The organism is Streptomyces sp. NPDC051740 (genome assembly GCF_044453165.1).
GTDB classification, from domain to species: domain Bacteria; phylum Actinomycetota; class Actinomycetes; order Streptomycetales; family Streptomycetaceae; genus Streptomyces; species Streptomyces atrovirens.
In genome coordinates this window covers 441,294-455,802 of record NZ_JBITCL010000004.1, presented here as the reverse complement: position 1 = coordinate 455,802, position 14,509 = coordinate 441,294, and the positions used below count along the sequence as shown (strand labels likewise).

Here is a 14,509-nt window from a genome sequence, read left to right as displayed (position 1 = left end):
ACTGCGGTGCGTGAACGTGTGGTGCGGTGGGCCGGTCAGGCGGCCTCGCTGCGGGCGCGCTCCTCACCGATGGCGTCAAGGAGCGCGTCGACGGTGGGGTTGTCCCACATCATCGTCGGGTCGACGGCGAACCCGAGGTGGTCCTCGATCTCGGCGGCGACGGACAGGGCGTACACCGAGTCCAGGCCGTAGTCGCTCAGCGGTACGTCGGAGCGGATGTCGGCGGCCGGCATCTTCAGGTGCTCGGCGACGCGCTCCACAAGCCAGCCGCGCAGGTCGTCGTCGTCGGTGGCGGTGGCGCTCGTGGCGGTGCTCTCGGACATGGGGGGGCTCCCGTCGGGATGTCGGTCGGACAGCGGTCATCGGCGCGGGCCGCCGTGGCGGGCCCGCGGCCGTGCTCGGGCCGGGGCCCGAGGACGGTGGGTCGGGTGTGCTCAGCCGGCGAGCGGCCGGGGCAGCAGACCGAGGCCATGCGAGCGGGCACAGCGGTCCAGCAGTTCGTCCCACAGGGGCTGTTGGAGGTGGTCGGGCAGCAGGGGTGAGGGCGTGCCGATCGGGGTGCGCAGCCGGTGCAGCGCCGCGGCCGCCCAGGCCGGGTCGGCGAGGAAGGTGTCACCGGTCCCCTGGGCGTGCCGCCAGGTCTCGAAGCAGGCCGCGGCGACGAGGACCTTCACGTAGCGGGTGGTCAGGTCGTAGGTGGGCGAGCTCGCCGCGACCGACAGCTCGGCCGGTGAGAGAGCGGTGCACTCCTCGGCCAGGGTGCCGAGCTCGCGGGCGAAGTGCTCGCCGTGCACGCGCAGCGCGGTGTACGCCGGCCCGGTGCCGTCCGGCATGGCGGCGAGCCCGGCGGCCAGCGAGGTGCTCAGGTTCTCGCGGCCGGCGGCGCTGATGGCGAGCCGGCGGAAGTCGAACGGCGGGAGGCCGGCGCCGGGCCGGAACAGCTCGGCCGGTGCGCCGGTCCCGCCGAGCCAGGACCGTCTGGCGAGCAGCGGGAGCTGGGGCAGCAGCGACACCTGGCAGGCGGCGCGCGCCGCGTGCCCGAAGCCCGCGGGCCGGATGTCGCGCAGGAGCTTCTGGAAGGCGGCGGAGGCGCCCTCGCGGATGTAGAAGTGAGCACCCATCACGGCCGAGAGCTGGTTCATCACGTCCATGAGGGCCTGGGACACGAAGAACTTCACGGCCTGCGCGTGGATCGGGGTCTGTTCCGGCACCAGGTGCAGGGCGCGGGTCGCCACGGTCGCGAAGCAGTCGGCGGTCAGCAGGTCCGAGAAAGCGGTGGCGAGCACCGCGCGGACGTGCGCGAGGTCGGCGGCCGTACGGCCGTACAGGCGGCGGCCCTTGACGTGGTCGACGGTGATGCGCAGGGCCGTGTCGACGAGACCGGTGAACATCGACACCAGGGTGGTGCGGGTGACCTGGAAGGAGCGCAGTGCGGTCTCCAGGCCCTGTCCCGGCCTGCCGAGGACGGCGCTCCCGGGCAGCGGGCAGTCGCGGAACTCGATGCCGCCCAGCTGCACTCCGCGCATGCCGCTGGTGCGGAAGCGGGGCAGATACGTCATGTGCCCGGCGGGGACCCGCGACTTGTCGACGAAGAGCTGGGAGTGGCTGCGGCTGCCGGGGCGCTCGGCGGTGCGGGCGAAGACCACGACCGCCTCGGCGCGCTGGACGTTGGTGATGATCTCCTTGCGGCCGTTGAGGAGGAGACCGCCGGGTCCGGGCAGTGCGGTGAACTCGGTGCCGGCCATGTCGTTGCCGTGGGCCAGCTCGTGGTAGGCGACGGCCACCCGGCGGCCGGAGCAGAGCAGTTCGGCGGCTCGGCGGCACTGCTCGTCGTCGCCCGCGGTCCACAGGTTGACGCCGGCGATGAACGAACTGGCGCCGTAGCCCAGTCCGAGGCAGGGGTCGCGCCGGTAGAGCGAGCGCATGATCTCCACGAGGTGGTCGAGCCGCTCGAGCCGGCCGCCGAACGCGGTGGGCACGAACTCGGCGCCCAGGCCGTACTCGTGCAGCGCCTCTTCCCCGGCCTCGAACATCTCGCCGCGCTCGTCGGCCTCGAGTGCGGCGCGCAGGCCGAGCGGGTTGTCCTCTGCGAAGGGGTCGCCGAGCGCGGACTCCAGCGTGTGCAGCCGTGCGGGTACGGCGGTGGTGGGTGCCGTGGTCACTGGACGCCCTCCCGCGCGTAGGGGGCCGGCAGGGACGGCGGCGTGCCGTCGGTGGTGGCGAGCAGTCGGTCGGCCAGCAGGTCGAAGGCGGCGGCCCGGGTCTCGTCGGCGGCGATGCCGAGCCGGCTGAGGACAAGGGCGAGACCGGCCCGGAGCCACACCCCGTCGTACGGGGTGCGGGCGCTGTCCAGCCACAGGTGCGCCAGGGTGGCGGCAGCGAAGCACAGCTCGTACTGGGCGGCCAGGTCGAAGGCGGACTGCGGGACGTCTCGGACCGTGCGTTCCTGGTGCTCCATCCCGGCGTGCACCGCCTCGGCGAGGCCGGCGAGCTCGTCCGCCATGACGGACACCTCGTGCGGCAGCTGCCCCTCACGGACACCGGCTCGCAGCCGTTCCAGCGCCTCGGGCAGGATCTGTACGAGGCTGCAGCCGCGGGTCGACAGCGGGCGCAGCCGGTCCGGCTCGAAGGGCGGCGGCGGGCTGCCGGGCATCGTCGCGGTGACGGCGTCCCGGTCGGCCGTGCCGCGGCGCCATGCGCGGGCGAGGGCCGGGAAGTGGTTGATGAGCAGGCTGCGGTTGACGGCGGTGCTGCCGTCGAAGACGGCGACGATGCGGTGGTCGCGGTCGAGCTTGGCGAAGGCGCCGTCGTGGTAGGTGCCGTCGCTCAGGAAGCCGCGGACACCGAGCAGTTCACCGATCCGGTCGAGGGTGTCCTGGGCGAGCGTGGGCACGAGCGCCTTGGTGACGGAGGCGACGACGCCCATCTCGGGGGTCAGGGTGTGGATCGCGCGGGCGGCGACGGTGGTGACCGCTTCGGCGACGATCAGTCCGGCGCAGGCCTCGCCGAGGATGCGGCGCACGCGCGGGAGGTCGCTGAGCCTGCGGCCGTAGAGCCGGCGGCCGAGCGCGTACTCGGCGGCGATCCGCAGTCCGTGGTCGAGTGCGCCGAGCGAGAGGGCGGTGCACACGGTGCGGGTGAGCTGGAGGGTCTTCAGGACCGTCTCGGCGCCGGTTCCCTCCGCGCCGACGAGCGCCTCGTCGGGCACGACGGCTCCGTCGAAGGCGATGCCGCTGATGTCGGCGCCCCGGATCCCGTGGGTGTGCACCTTGGGCAGTAACCGGTGGCTGCCCGGGGCCAGCCGGTCCTTGTCGACCAGGAAAAGGCTGAAGTCCCGTGGGCCGCCCCGTTCGCCGGTGCGGGCGAGGACGCACAGGAAGCGGCCCCGCGTGGCGTTGTTGATGAGCCACTTCTCCCCGTCGAGCCGCCATCCCCGCTCGGTGTGCCGGGCGGTGAGCTCTCCGGCGAGCAGGTCGCTGCCGTGGTGGCGCTCGGTCAGGGCCCAGGAGGCCACGGCGCCGGCGCGCACCTCGGCGGCGAGCGCGGCCGCCTGCCGCTCGCCGCCCGCGACCCGGACGGGGGCGGTGCCGAGGAACGTCTTGCCGTGGGCGACCGCGACCGTCAGATCACGGCGGGCGACGGTGCGCAGGAGCTGGACCAGTTCGACGTGATCGCCGAGGAGACCGCCGTGGCGGGCGTCGACGTAGTGCGCGGCGAGGCCGAAGTCGTCGAGCACGCGGCAGGCTTCGGCGGGGAAGGCCTCCGCGCGGTCCAGCTCCGCCATCGTGCCGGGGCTGAGGGCGCCGTCACCGGAGTCGGACCGGCGCAGGAACTGATCGAGTCTGAGCACAGGAGTGTGCGGCACTGTGGATCCCCCGTTGTGTGGCTCCCCCCGGCCGGGTACGGCCCCGGGGAACTGTTCGTCGTCCGGCACCCGGTCGGTGTGTGGGCCGACCGGTCGTGCTGCGTGGTTACGCGGTGGCGTGTTCCAGGCGCGGGTCGAACTTGGCGATGAGCGCGGAGACCTCTCCGGCGCGGAAGAGCTCCCGCATCTGCAGACGCTGGATCTTGCCGCTCGTGGTGCGCTGTACGGCGCCGCGGCGGACCAGGGCGAGTCCCGACAGGTGCGCACCGAACTCGGTGAAGACGGTGCGTCGAATGGAGCTGGCCAGCCGCTCCAGCTCGTCCTCGGTGTGACGGCCGCGCAGTTCGTGGACGAGGACGAGGAGTTCCTCCTCGCGGCCCTCGTCGTCCTGGACGGGCACGGTGAAGGCCGCGCCGAACGTGCCGTGCAGTTCGGGGTGGTGCCGGCGGGCCTCGTACTCGATGTCCTGCGGGTAGAGGTTGCGGCCGCGCAGGATGAGCACCTCCTTGAGCCGACCGGTGATGAACAGCTCGCCGTCGAGCACGGCTCCCAGGTCCCCGGTGCGCAGATAGCCGCCCTCGGTGCCGGGGGCGGCGTCCGCGACCGTGCCGTTGAAGGTCCGCTCGGTGGCCTCGGCGTTGTCCCAGTAGCCCCGGCCGACGCTCGGGCCGCGCAGCCAGATCTCACCGATCTCCCCTTCGGGCAGTGCGGTGCGGCTGTCGGGTTCGACGATGCGTACGTCGTAGTCGTGCGGGAAGCCGCAGGAGACGACGTCCCGGCCGGGGTCGGCCGCGGAGACGGGCACGAGGGCACCGCTCGCCAGGCGCCGTTCGTCGACGCGGAGCACGACCGGCTCGCGGTGGCCGGAGCCGCTGACGAAGACGGTGGCCTCGGCCATGCCGTAGCAGGGGTTGAGGGCTTCGGTGCGCAGGCCCGCGGCGGCGAAGCGCTTGGCGAAGGCGGTGAGGGTCGCGGCCTGGACCGGCTCCGAGCCGTTGTTGGCGAACTTCCAGCGGGACAGATCCAGACCGGCGAGCTGTTCGTCGGTGATCTGACGGCCGCACAGTTCGTAGGCGAAATTGGGGCCGGCGGACCAGGTGATGTCGAACTCGTCGATCATGCGCAGCCACCAGTGCGGCCGCTTGAGGAAAGTGGTGGGGCTCATGAGGACACAGGAACTGCCGAGATACAGCGGCGGCAGCAGAATGCCCATCAGGCCCATGTCGTGGTAATGCGGGATCCAGGAACCGAAACGGGATCCGTCGTCGAGGCCGAAGGTGCCGCACAGGCTCTCGGCGTTGTGCAGCAGATTGCCGTGGGTGAGGACGACACCCTTGGGGTTGCCCGTCGAGCCCGAGGTGTACTGCAGCAGGGCGACGGAGTCGTGGTCGAGCCGGGGCAGCAGTTCCGCGTCCAGTGGGGGCTCGTCGAGGGTGTCGGTGACCAGCAGTGCGTCGCGGTCGCGGTCGAAGGCCTCGGCCCAGTCGCCGACCTCCGTGAGCGTGCGGCTCTCGGTGAGCACCGCGGCCACGTCGGCGTCGGCGGCGATGACGGAAACGCGGCGCTGATGGTGGCGGTACCGGCCAGGAAGCGGTGACGGAACGGCCACGACACCGGCGTAGAGACAGCCGACAAAGGCCGCCGCGAATTCCAGGCCTTCGGGGTACAGCAGCAGGGCACGGTCCCCGGGTGCGCACCGTTTCAGCAGTGCCGCGGCCACCGAGCGGGCTCTTCGGTCGAGTTCCGCATAGGTCAGGGATATTCGACCGTCATCGGCATCGAAATCGGATAGGAATGTGACCGCTGCACTCGAACTGCGATCCACGACGTTTTTACGGACCGCTTCAGTGAAATTGGCATGCATCTACAAGATCCTCCCCCGCGGAGCCGCATCGTCCTGATGTGGCCACCATTCGTCGATCTCGCGAACCCAATCGGCCTGATGTCCACTGACGATCAGCCGATGACCAAGGTCAACTCGCATGACCCTAAGGACCATTGAATGGTGCAGTCAACCCCCTCACGACAACCTTCACAAGGGCCGTGCCACCACTTCAGCCAGTATCAAACGCCTGCTCAGGAGCGGGTCAACCTACTTTGGTCAGCCCATGCCCAACTAAGGTCATGAGCTGCTCGACGGCCCACGACACGGCTTGAATACACCCCGTCCTGTCAAGTGATTAACGACGGCCGAGGTCAGCGGACTTGCGCTTGACACCCCAACGGAGGCACGCCTACTGTCCGAACGATCATCCAACTACCATTCACTGGAGAGGATGTTTTGGCCGTGGGGGGAACGGTTCTGGTGTCTGGCACCTCGTCAGATGCGCACACCTGGAATTTAATCTATATACACCTCTTCCTCGAAGAGCGTGGATACACGGTCAGTAATCTCGGCTCCTGCGTTCCGAATGACCTTCTCGCCCGCACCTGTCGTGAACTGCAACCGGATCTCGTCGTCCTCAGCAGCGTCAACGGCCATGGGTTCACCGATGGACTCGAGGCCATCCGGGCGGTCAGGGAGCAGCGTGATCTGCGCCGTCTTCCGGTGGTGATCGGCGGCAAGCTGGGGACGGACGGGCTGCGCAACGCTGGCTGCACGCGCAGTCTCCTGGACGCCGGCTTCGACGCCGTCTTCGACAACGGGGACCTCGGCGCCTTCGAGCTCTTCCTGAACCGCCCCCGCGCGGCCGCGGCATGACCGTCGCGGCGGACCACGGCTTCGGCTCCTTCGTGACCACGGCCCGCTCCCGCGGCCGGCTCGTCGTGCAGCCCCGGATGGGGTTCGGCAGCCGGGCGCGTATGCGCGTCGGTCTGGAACGCACCCGGCAGGCCGAGGGGGTGACCGTGGGCACCATCACCCTGGACAGCTACACCCGGGTCGGTGACTTCGCCGCCGCCCGGACCGCGCTGGCGCGGAACCTGCCGCTCAACGGCTATCCGCTGCTGGCGCACGGGGCGGAGGCGACCCGGGCCCTCCTCGACGGTGTCCAGGACGAGACGTTTCCGGTCCAGGTCCGCCACGGATCCGCGCGCCCGCAGACACTGTTCACCGAACTGATCGCGGCAGGCCTGCACGCCACCGAGGGCGGCCCCGTCTCGTACTGCCTGCCCTACAGCCGTACGCCGCTGCGCGAGTCGGTGCGGCACTGGGCGGAGAGCTGTGAGCTGCTGGCCTCGGCGGGCGGACCGGACACGCAGCCGCATCTGGAGTCGTTCGGCGGCTGTATGCTCGGCCAGCTGTGCCCGCCCAGCCTGCTGGTGGCGCTCAGCGTGCTGGAGGGACTCTTCTTCGCCCAGCACGGCCTGCGCTGCGTCTCCCTCAGCTACACCCAGCAGACCAGCGCCGAGCAGGACGCGGAGGCGCTGGCGGCGCTGCACCGGCTGGCCGCCGAGGAACTGCCGTACGACATGCGATGGCACACCGTCCTGTACGCGTACATGGGTCTGTACCCCGGCACGGTACGGGGGGCGCAGCGGCTGCTGGAGTCCGCGGCCCGGCTCGCCGTACGGGCCGGAGCGGCCCGGCTGATCGTGAAGACCGCGGCCGAGGCACATCGCATCCCGACGATCGCCGAGAACGTGGCCGCGCTCGAACTGGCCGCGCACACCGCGGAGCACAGCCGCACCGGCGAACCGCTGCCGCCGCCGGACGGGGCCGACGGCACGGTCTACGCGGAGGCCCGCGCACTGGTGCACGCCGCCCGGGAGCTGCATCCGGACCTGGGCACTGCCCTGGTCCTCGCGTTCGAGCGGGGCCTGCTGGACGTGCCGTTCTGTCTGCACCCGGACAACCAGGGCCGGACCCGGAGCGTCATCGACGACCGGGGGATGCTGCGCTGGTCCGCCACCGGCGGCCTGCCCCTGCCCTCAGCGGCCGGGCGGCGGAACGCGCCCGCGACGACGGCGGCCGGGCTGCTGGACTCCCTGACCTTCGTCCGGCGGGCGTACGACTCATGACGGACACCCCGCCGTTCGGATCACTTTCGGCACGCCATATACGTGCCGAGCGGAAGGGGGAGGTCATGCCCTTCCGCAGAGGTGGCACGGGCGCGCTGCGGGGATCTTGGACACATGAACCTGTGTCGCCCCCTCCCCCTGCTCACCGCCCTGTCGGCGGCGGCCCTCGCACTGCTGCTCGCCGGCCTCTGCCTGCGGCCTCCGTCGCCCGCCCCCCGCACCGTCCGGGCCGACCCGGCGGCCGCCGTGGTGCCCCGGCTGCCGGCGCCCACAGGGCCGTACGCCGTCGGCCGGGCGGACCTCAGGCTGGTCGACCGGCAGCGGACCGATCCCTTCACGCACCGCGGCCCGCGGGAGCTCATGGTCAGCGTCTGGTACCCGGCGAGCGACACGGCCGGACGGCCCCTGGCCCGCTGGATGTCCCCCGGCGTCGCCGAGGACTTCTCGGCTGCCGCCTCCCGCATCCTCGGTCTGCCCACGGGGCGGGTCGACTGGTCCGCGGTGACGACGCACGCGGCCCTCGGCGCACCGCCGGCCGAGCCCGCCCGGCCCCGGCCGACGATCCTCTACTCGCCCGGCCTGGGCACCTCCCGTTCCTGGGGCACGATGTTGGTCGAGGAACTCGCCGCCCGCGGCTACGTCGTCGTGACGATGGACCACACCTACGAATCCCTCGGGGTGGACTTCGGGCACGGCCGGATCGTCCGGGCCGTGACGGCGGGCACCGGCACCGACGAGGGGCTGGCCCGGCGCATGCGGGTGCGCGCCGCGGACACCGCCTTCGTCCTGGACGCACTCGCCCGGCCCGGCACGCGGCGCGCGCTGCCCGCGGGTCTGGGCGCGCAGCTGGATCTGGACCGGATCGGCATGTTCGGTCACTCGGCGGGCGGCATCACCGCGGCCGAGACCATGGCGCGCGATCCGCGGATCGACGCGGGGCTCGACCTCGACGGGTTCCATGTGACGCCTGCCCGGCGCTCCTGGCCGGAGCTGGACCGCCTGGTGCGCAGCGGGCTCGACCGCCCGTTCCTGATGGTGGGGTCCACCGCGGCACCCGCCCAGGCGCTGCCGGCCCGGCTGCACGACAGCTCGCCGGCCTCGGTGTCGATCCGCCGGCTGGAGGGCACCGCGCACTACTCGTTCAGCGACTTCCAGGCGCTGCTGCCGCAACTGCGCGGCCGGGCGGGGCTGCCCGAGCCGCGCACCGCCCGGCTGATCGGCACCGCCGCCCCGAAGTCCGTGGTGAACCGCGAACGCGCGATCGTCACCGACTTCTTCGATCTTCACCTGCTCCGCCCGGGTCGCTCGGGCGGCTGAACCGGCCGGACCGACGGGGGAATGCATGGCCGCATCGATGATCAGCACAACGGACCTCACCAAGTCCTACGACGGGGTGCACGCCCTGCGCGGGGTCAGTCTGGAGGTGGCGGAAGGCACGGTGCTGGGGCTGCTCGGGCACAACGGCGCCGGAAAGACCACGCTCGTGAACATCCTCGCCACGCTGCTGCCACCGAGCGGCGGGAGCGCGGCGGTGGCCGGCCATGACGTGGTCCGCGACAGCCGGGCCGTCCGCGGATGCATCGGTCTCACCGGCCAGTTCGCCTCGGTGGACGAGAAGCTGACCGGATACGACAACCTGGTGCTGATCGCCCGGCTGCTGGGCGCCGGTGCGCGGCAGGCCCGGGAGCGGGCCGAGGAACTGCTGGACGTGTTCGGTCTCTCGGCGGCCGGGCGCCGGCTGTCCCGCACCTACTCCGGCGGAATGCGCAGGCGGCTCGATCTCGCCGCGAGCCTCGTCGGCCGGCCGCAAGTGATCTTCCTCGACGAGCCGTCCACCGGACTGGACCCGGCCAGCCGGATCTCGCTGTGGGAGACCGTCGAGGCCCTGGTCGCGGACGGTACCACCGTGCTGCTGACCACGCAGTACCTGGAGGAGGCGGAGCGCCTCGCCGACACCGTGGCCGTCCTGTCGCAGGGCACCGTGGTGGCGGCCGGCACACCGAGCGAGCTGAAGTCCCGGGTGGGTGAGCGGCGGGCGCAACTGTCGACGACCCGGCGCGGGGACGCCGTCAAGGTCGCCGAGGCGCTGCGCCGGTCCGGGTTCGCGGCCGTACAGACCCCGGAGGAGGGCGCGGTGAGCGTGCCGGTCGCCGACTTCGACGACTTCGCGCAGGTCGTCCGGGCCGTCGAGGAGGCCGCGGTGCCCGTCACGGGGCTCACCCTGTCGGAGCCGTCGCTGGACGACGTCTACCTCTCCCTCGCCGCCAAGTCCGCTGCGAACGTGGACCGTTGACCTTCCGAGGAGCTACCACCATGACTGTCACGGTTCCCGCCGGCCGCGCCCGGTCCGCGACACCCGTGCGCTGGCAGCCGGCAAGCGCGCGCACCCAGTTCGCCGTACTGACCGGGCGCAGCCTGCGCGGACTGGTCACCGACCGCAGGCTCGTCGTCCTCAGCCTGGCCCAGCCGCTGATCCTGCTGGTCATTTTCAGCCAGGTGTTCGGCAGCATGGCCTCCCGGGACCACTTCCCGGCGGGCGTGAACTACGTCGACTACCTGATGCCGGCCATTCTGGTCACCAGCGGGATCACCTCGGCCGTCGGCTCCGGCGCCGAGTTGATCCGGGACATGGACAACGGGGTGCTGACCCGCTTCCGTTCGCTGCCGGTCGGGCTGCACTGGATCCTGGTCGCCCGCGCCGTCGCGGACGTGCTGCGCACCACCGTGCAGACCGTGCTGCTGCTGGTGTGCGCCACGCTGTTCTTCGGCTTCGACCCGACCGGCGGGATGCCGGGCATCGTCGCGGCGCTGGCCCTCTCGCTCCTCGTGATCGCCGCGCTGACCTGGGTCTTCATCGCCCTGGGCACCTGGGTGCGCAGCGCGCGGATCATGCAGAGTGTCAGCGGTCTGGCCCTGTTCCCCCTCATGTTCGCCTCCAGCGCGTACGTCCCGCTGGACGCGCTGCCCGGCTGGCTGCGCGCGGTGGCCGTGGTCAACCCCGTCTCGTACGCGGTGGACGCCACCCGGGCGCTGGCGCTGGACTGGCCGCTGGGCGGGGACGTGCTGGGAGCGGTGGCCACCAGCCTGCTGGTGATGGCCGTCGCCGTGGGGGCGGCGGTGGCCGGGTTCCGCAGGCCGCTCACCCGTTGACCCACTGCGGACGTACGCAGGAAGGGGGCGGGACGCCCGGCGGGCGTCCCGCCCCCTTCCTGCGCTGTGGGTCATGTCAGTCGGTCATGGCGACCAGGACCCGGCGCGGACCGGTGAAGGAGCGCCGGCCGTGCCCCACGGCGATGTTGTCGATCACCATCAGGTCGCCCTGGTGCCAGTCCACGTCGACGGCGTTCTCCAGGCCCCGGTCCCGCACCTGAAGGACGTACTCCGCCGGGATGGGGGTGCCATCGGCGAAGGTCACCGACTGCGGCAGCTCCTCCTCCGGCAGGATCTGCGCGAGTTCGGCGGCCGTCTCGTCACCGAGGGACGCCGGGTGCCACTGGTCGGACTGGTTGAACCAGACCTCCGCCCCGGTCTCCGGGCGGGTGACCGTGGAGTGCCGTACCTGGGTGATGCGCAGCGTGCCGTCGGGCAGCCACTTCCAGTCGGCATCCGCACCACGCAGAAACGCCTCCACCTCCCCCCGGTCGGTGGTCTCGAAGGTCTCCTGCCAGCACTTGCCCAGCCCTACGCCGTCGTGCAGGTTCTGTGTATAGCGCACTCCGCCGGCGAACGCCTCGCGTACCTCGGGATCGAGGGAGGCGAGCCACAGCTCCCCGTCGACGATCGGCGTGGCACCGCCGGTGGCGGGCGCCGTGGCGCAGAAGAAGACGAGCCGGGTGGGCCAATGGTGGCCGTAGCTCAGCTCGTTGTGCATCGAGATCGTCAGTTCCTGGGGGTACTCGGTCGAGGTGTACACATTGGAACCGACCTTGGTGCGGGGCGAATTGCCGTGCACATAGGCGAGCCGGTTCGGCAGCAGGAGGTTCAGGACGGGGTCCAGGGTCTCCTCAGTGAGGTGGAAGCCGCGGAACACGACGGCCTTCTCACGGGCGAGCAGGCCCGCGAAGTCCTCGTGGCCGCTCAGCAGTTCGGTCAGTGTCTCCGGGTTCCCCCGCCCGCCGTCGGCGGTGATCTCGAAGGGCTTCCAGGCACGCAGTCCGGCCAGATCGGTCATGCGGGTCATCCTTCCTGCCTCAGGAACTCAATGATGATCTTGTTCACGGCGTCCGGGTCCTCCAGATAGCCGTAGTGCCCACAGTCCGGCACGAGGTCGTACGTCGCTCCGGGGATGGCCTCCGCGACCTCCCGGCCCAGATGGGCGGGGGTGATCAAGTCGTCCGCGAAGGAGATCACATGGCACGGCCTGCCGATCCCCGCGTAGGCCGCGAGCCGGTCGTCCATGGCCGAGAACCCCATGTGGACGCGGTCGCCCCGGCCGGTCGGCGCCGACATCTCGAACAGATCGAGCCAGTCCGAGATCTGGCCGGAGTCGGCCAGGGTCCGCGGCGAGAGGTTCTGCAGGGCGCGTACCACCGCGGTGTACCGGGGAGGCAGCCGCAGCCCCGAGTCGTGCAGCGCGATCTCCGCCCCGGCCAGGGCACGCCGCATCGTGTCGGACCGGCCGCGGGTCGCCATCAGTACGGCTCCGCGCACCAGCTCAGGGCGGACGAGCGCCAGTTCCTGCACGATCTGGGCGCCCATGGAGGTGCCCACGAGCAGGCAGGGACCGATCCCGAGATGCTCGATCAGGGCGGCGGTGTCAGCCACCATGTCCTCGACGGTGAAGCCCTCGGCGCACTCCTCCGTGGGCGGGATCCCCCGGTTGTCGAAGGTGATGACCCGGTAGCCCGCGGCGGTGAGCGCGGGCACCTGGTGCAGGTCCCAGACCCTCCCACGGCTGCCGCTGCCCATCACCATGACGACCGGCTGCCCGGTGCCCTCGGAGTCGTAGTGCATCCGGATGCCGTTCACGGCTGCCCACGCCATCTGCCCCTCCCCTTCGTGTCCCTGTACTGGCGCAAAGCGACGGAGGGGGTTACAGCTCGTGAACTCCCGGAAGAGCGGACATCATCAGTCGCCCCCTTGAGCTCTCCCCCGCGGCTGCAATATTCCGCACAGCACCCTAAGTGGATCTTCAAGCCACCGTCAAGACATTTCGCCTGACACGGAAACGCACACCTCCGAAACCCCGATTCCCTGTCAAGCCACTTTCGTCATCAACCTGTCCAACCAAAGTCGCGCACGGGGCGAATCCCCTCTGGAATCCCGAGCGGAATTGGCTGTCGAATGGAGCAGCGCCAAATGTAGAATCCACGCGCCGAAAGATCCGACGCAGGTGTTCCACCCCTCTCCCACCTTCCCGCGGCGGCACCCGACTCCCGCCCCGAACGACAACAACGAAGGAGCAGCCATGCGTCTTGGCGTCGCCGTCGCGTACTGGCCCTGGTTCAGGCTCAAGGAGCAGATCGAAGTCGCCCGGCTCGCCGACGAGCTCGGGCTCGACTCCCTGTGGGTGGCCGAAACCTGGGGTCAGGAAGCGGTCTCCGTGCTGGGCCACCTGACAGCCGTCACCGAACGCATCCGGCTCGGCGCCGCCGTCCTGCAGATACCGGCCCGGCAGCCCACCGCCGTGGCGACGGCCGCCGCCACCTTGAACGACCTGTCCGGCGGCCGGTTCATGCTCGGCCTGGGCCTGTCCGGCCCTCAGGTCTCCGAGGGGTGGTACGGCGTGCCGTTCACCCGGCCCCTGGCCCGCACCCGGGAGTACCTGGAGGTCGTCCGGGCGGCGCTGAGCGGCAAGCCGGTCGACCACCAGGGCGAGCAGTGGACGATCCCCGCCTACGGCCAGGGCCTGGGGCAGGGCCAGCCGTTCAAGCTGCTGGCACCGCCGGCCGACCGCCGGGTGCCGCTCTACCTGGGCGTCTCCGGAGCCAGAACCGTCGAGCAGGCCGGCGCCCTGGCGGACGGCTGGCTGCCGTTCCTGTTCAGCCCCGCCCACGCCGAGGAACTGACGGCACCGCTCCTGCGCGGCATCAGGAAGGCCGGCCGGGACCGCTCGGACGTGGACGTCGCCCCGATCGTGCCCATGGCGCTCGCCGACGACCTGACCACCGCACGCAACCAGATCCGCCCGTTCATCACCTTCTACCTCGGCGGAATGGGGTCACGGGAGAAGAACTTCTACGTCGACCTCGCCGACCGCTACGGCCACGGCGCGTCGGCACGCGCCTGCCAGGAGCGCTTCCTCGCCGGAGACCGGCGCGGCGCCGCCGCCGAACTCTCCGACGAGCTGATCGACCTGGTCGCGCTGCCCGCCACAGACAGCACCCTCACGGAAGGACTCGCCCGCTACGAGGCCGCCGGCGCCGACACCGTCATCGTGATGCCGTTCGGCAACCGCACCCGCCTGCTGCGGGCGCTCGCCGCACACCGCGGGGCGTGACCACACCGCAGGCATCCGCCGTCAACCGACTTTCGTCATGCATTCACCCGTGACTTTCGTTACGGATTCGGTCGACCGAAGTCTCGCAAGCGAAAAACCGCCATCAATTCGACGGAATATCCGAACCGCAAAGAACCCCGCCGATGGACCGGCTTTTGTTCCAGCTCTGTTTTCAAGACGGACTTCAAATCGGCCGGGCAGTGACTGCGGCGTCCGGAACTGCATCCGCTCGGCGCGGCACTCGC

At 71.1% G+C, this 14,509-nt stretch carries 12 protein-coding genes; 6 read left to right on the top strand and 6 right to left on the bottom strand.

The window, feature by feature from the left end; translation table 11 throughout:
• Positions 1 to 35 precede the first annotated feature (35 nt).
• The 4 genes from ACIA6T_RS09960 to ACIA6T_RS09945 all read right to left on the bottom strand — a co-directional run bounded on the left by ACIA6T_RS09960 (position 36) and on the right by ACIA6T_RS09945 (position 5,729).
• Positions 36 to 323 carry an acyl carrier protein gene (locus tag ACIA6T_RS09960; RefSeq protein WP_399446055.1) on the bottom strand — a complete coding sequence of 96 codons (288 nt, stop codon included), beginning with the start codon at positions 321 to 323 and terminating at the stop codon, positions 36 to 38.
• Between the two features lie 111 nt (positions 324 to 434).
• The gene (locus ACIA6T_RS09955) at positions 435 to 2,162 is read right to left on the bottom strand and encodes an acyl-CoA dehydrogenase (protein ID WP_399446054.1); all 1,728 of its coding nucleotides are present in this window, start codon (positions 2,160 to 2,162) and stop codon (positions 435 to 437) included.
• Entirely contained in the window at positions 2,159 to 3,850 is a 1,692-nt protein-coding gene (locus tag ACIA6T_RS09950; protein WP_399446053.1) for an acyl-CoA dehydrogenase family protein, read from the bottom strand. The genes ACIA6T_RS09955 and ACIA6T_RS09950 overlap by 4 nt, the downstream gene beginning before the upstream one ends.
• A gap of 121 nt (positions 3,851 to 3,971) precedes the next feature.
• On the bottom strand, positions 3,972 to 5,729 hold the full coding sequence (locus tag ACIA6T_RS09945) for a fatty acyl-AMP ligase (RefSeq protein WP_399446052.1): 1,758 nt from the start codon (positions 5,727 to 5,729) through the stop codon (positions 3,972 to 3,974).
• A gap of 441 nt (positions 5,730 to 6,170) precedes the next feature.
• Here ACIA6T_RS09945 and ACIA6T_RS09940 point away from each other — a divergent pair, with 441 nt between their 5' ends.
• From ACIA6T_RS09940 to ACIA6T_RS09920, 5 genes are all read left to right on the top strand, one after another.
• Positions 6,171 to 6,566 carry a cobalamin B12-binding domain-containing protein gene (locus tag ACIA6T_RS09940; RefSeq protein ID WP_399446051.1) on the top strand — a complete coding sequence of 132 codons (396 nt, stop codon included), beginning with the start codon at positions 6,171 to 6,173 and terminating at the stop codon, positions 6,564 to 6,566.
• Positions 6,563 to 7,825, top strand: a complete 1,263-nt coding sequence (locus ACIA6T_RS09935; RefSeq protein ID WP_399446050.1) for a methylaspartate mutase — start codon at positions 6,563 to 6,565, stop codon at positions 7,823 to 7,825. Before ACIA6T_RS09940 ends, ACIA6T_RS09935 begins: the two co-directional genes overlap by 4 nt.
• Positions 7,826 to 7,939: 114 nt before the next feature.
• A complete protein-coding gene (locus ACIA6T_RS09930; RefSeq protein ID WP_399446048.1) occupies positions 7,940 to 9,142 on the top strand; it encodes an alpha/beta hydrolase family protein in 1,203 nt (400 codons plus the stop codon).
• Between the two features lie 37 nt (positions 9,143 to 9,179).
• Positions 9,180 to 10,118 (top strand): ATP-binding cassette domain-containing protein, encoded by a 939-nt coding sequence (locus ACIA6T_RS09925; protein ID WP_399446047.1) that lies wholly within the window; start codon positions 9,180 to 9,182, stop codon positions 10,116 to 10,118.
• A 20-nt stretch (positions 10,119 to 10,138) separates the two neighbouring features.
• Positions 10,139 to 10,975 (top strand): ABC transporter permease, encoded by an 837-nt coding sequence (locus ACIA6T_RS09920; protein ID WP_399446046.1) that lies wholly within the window; start codon positions 10,139 to 10,141, stop codon positions 10,973 to 10,975.
• A gap of 76 nt (positions 10,976 to 11,051) precedes the next feature.
• On the opposite strand, the gene ACIA6T_RS09915 is transcribed toward ACIA6T_RS09920, so the two are convergent.
• Together ACIA6T_RS09915 and ACIA6T_RS09910 are read right to left on the bottom strand one after the other, a co-directional pair.
• Positions 11,052 to 11,996, bottom strand: a complete 945-nt coding sequence (locus ACIA6T_RS09915) for a TauD/TfdA family dioxygenase (RefSeq protein ID WP_399446045.1) — start codon at positions 11,994 to 11,996, stop codon at positions 11,052 to 11,054.
• 5 nt (positions 11,997 to 12,001) lie between these two features.
• Positions 12,002 to 12,808 carry an alpha/beta fold hydrolase gene (locus tag ACIA6T_RS09910; protein WP_399446044.1) on the bottom strand — a complete coding sequence of 269 codons (807 nt, stop codon included), beginning with the start codon at positions 12,806 to 12,808 and terminating at the stop codon, positions 12,002 to 12,004.
• Positions 12,809 to 13,232: 424 nt separating this feature from the next.
• Here ACIA6T_RS09910 and ACIA6T_RS09905 point away from each other — a divergent pair, with 424 nt between their 5' ends.
• A complete protein-coding gene (locus ACIA6T_RS09905; protein ID WP_399446043.1) occupies positions 13,233 to 14,264 on the top strand; it encodes an LLM class flavin-dependent oxidoreductase in 1,032 nt (343 codons plus the stop codon).
• The last annotated feature ends 245 nt before the right edge of the window (positions 14,265 to 14,509 follow it).

What these genes read in the sequence shown, in the direction of transcription:
- ACIA6T_RS09960 (WP_399446055.1), bottom strand. Translation starts at nt 323, where the DNA reads ATGTCCGAGAGCACCGCCACGAGCGCCACCGCCACCGACGACGACGAC.
- ACIA6T_RS09945 (WP_399446052.1), bottom strand. Translation starts at nt 5,729, where the DNA reads ATGCATGCCAATTTCACTGAAGCGGTCCGTAAAAACGTCGTGGATCGC.
- ACIA6T_RS09935 (WP_399446050.1), top strand. Translation starts at nt 6,563, where the DNA reads ATGACCGTCGCGGCGGACCACGGCTTCGGCTCCTTCGTGACCACGGCC.
- ACIA6T_RS09930 (WP_399446048.1), top strand. Translation starts at nt 7,940, where the DNA reads ATGAACCTGTGTCGCCCCCTCCCCCTGCTCACCGCCCTGTCGGCGGCG.
- ACIA6T_RS09925 (WP_399446047.1), top strand. Translation starts at nt 9,180, where the DNA reads ATGATCAGCACAACGGACCTCACCAAGTCCTACGACGGGGTGCACGCC.
- ACIA6T_RS09920 (WP_399446046.1), top strand. Translation starts at nt 10,139, where the DNA reads ATGACTGTCACGGTTCCCGCCGGCCGCGCCCGGTCCGCGACACCCGTG.
- ACIA6T_RS09915 (WP_399446045.1), bottom strand. Translation starts at nt 11,996, where the DNA reads ATGACCGATCTGGCCGGACTGCGTGCCTGGAAGCCCTTCGAGATCACC.
- ACIA6T_RS09910 (WP_399446044.1), bottom strand. Translation starts at nt 12,808, where the DNA reads ATGGCGTGGGCAGCCGTGAACGGCATCCGGATGCACTACGACTCCGAG.
- ACIA6T_RS09905 (WP_399446043.1), top strand. Translation starts at nt 13,233, where the DNA reads ATGCGTCTTGGCGTCGCCGTCGCGTACTGGCCCTGGTTCAGGCTCAAG.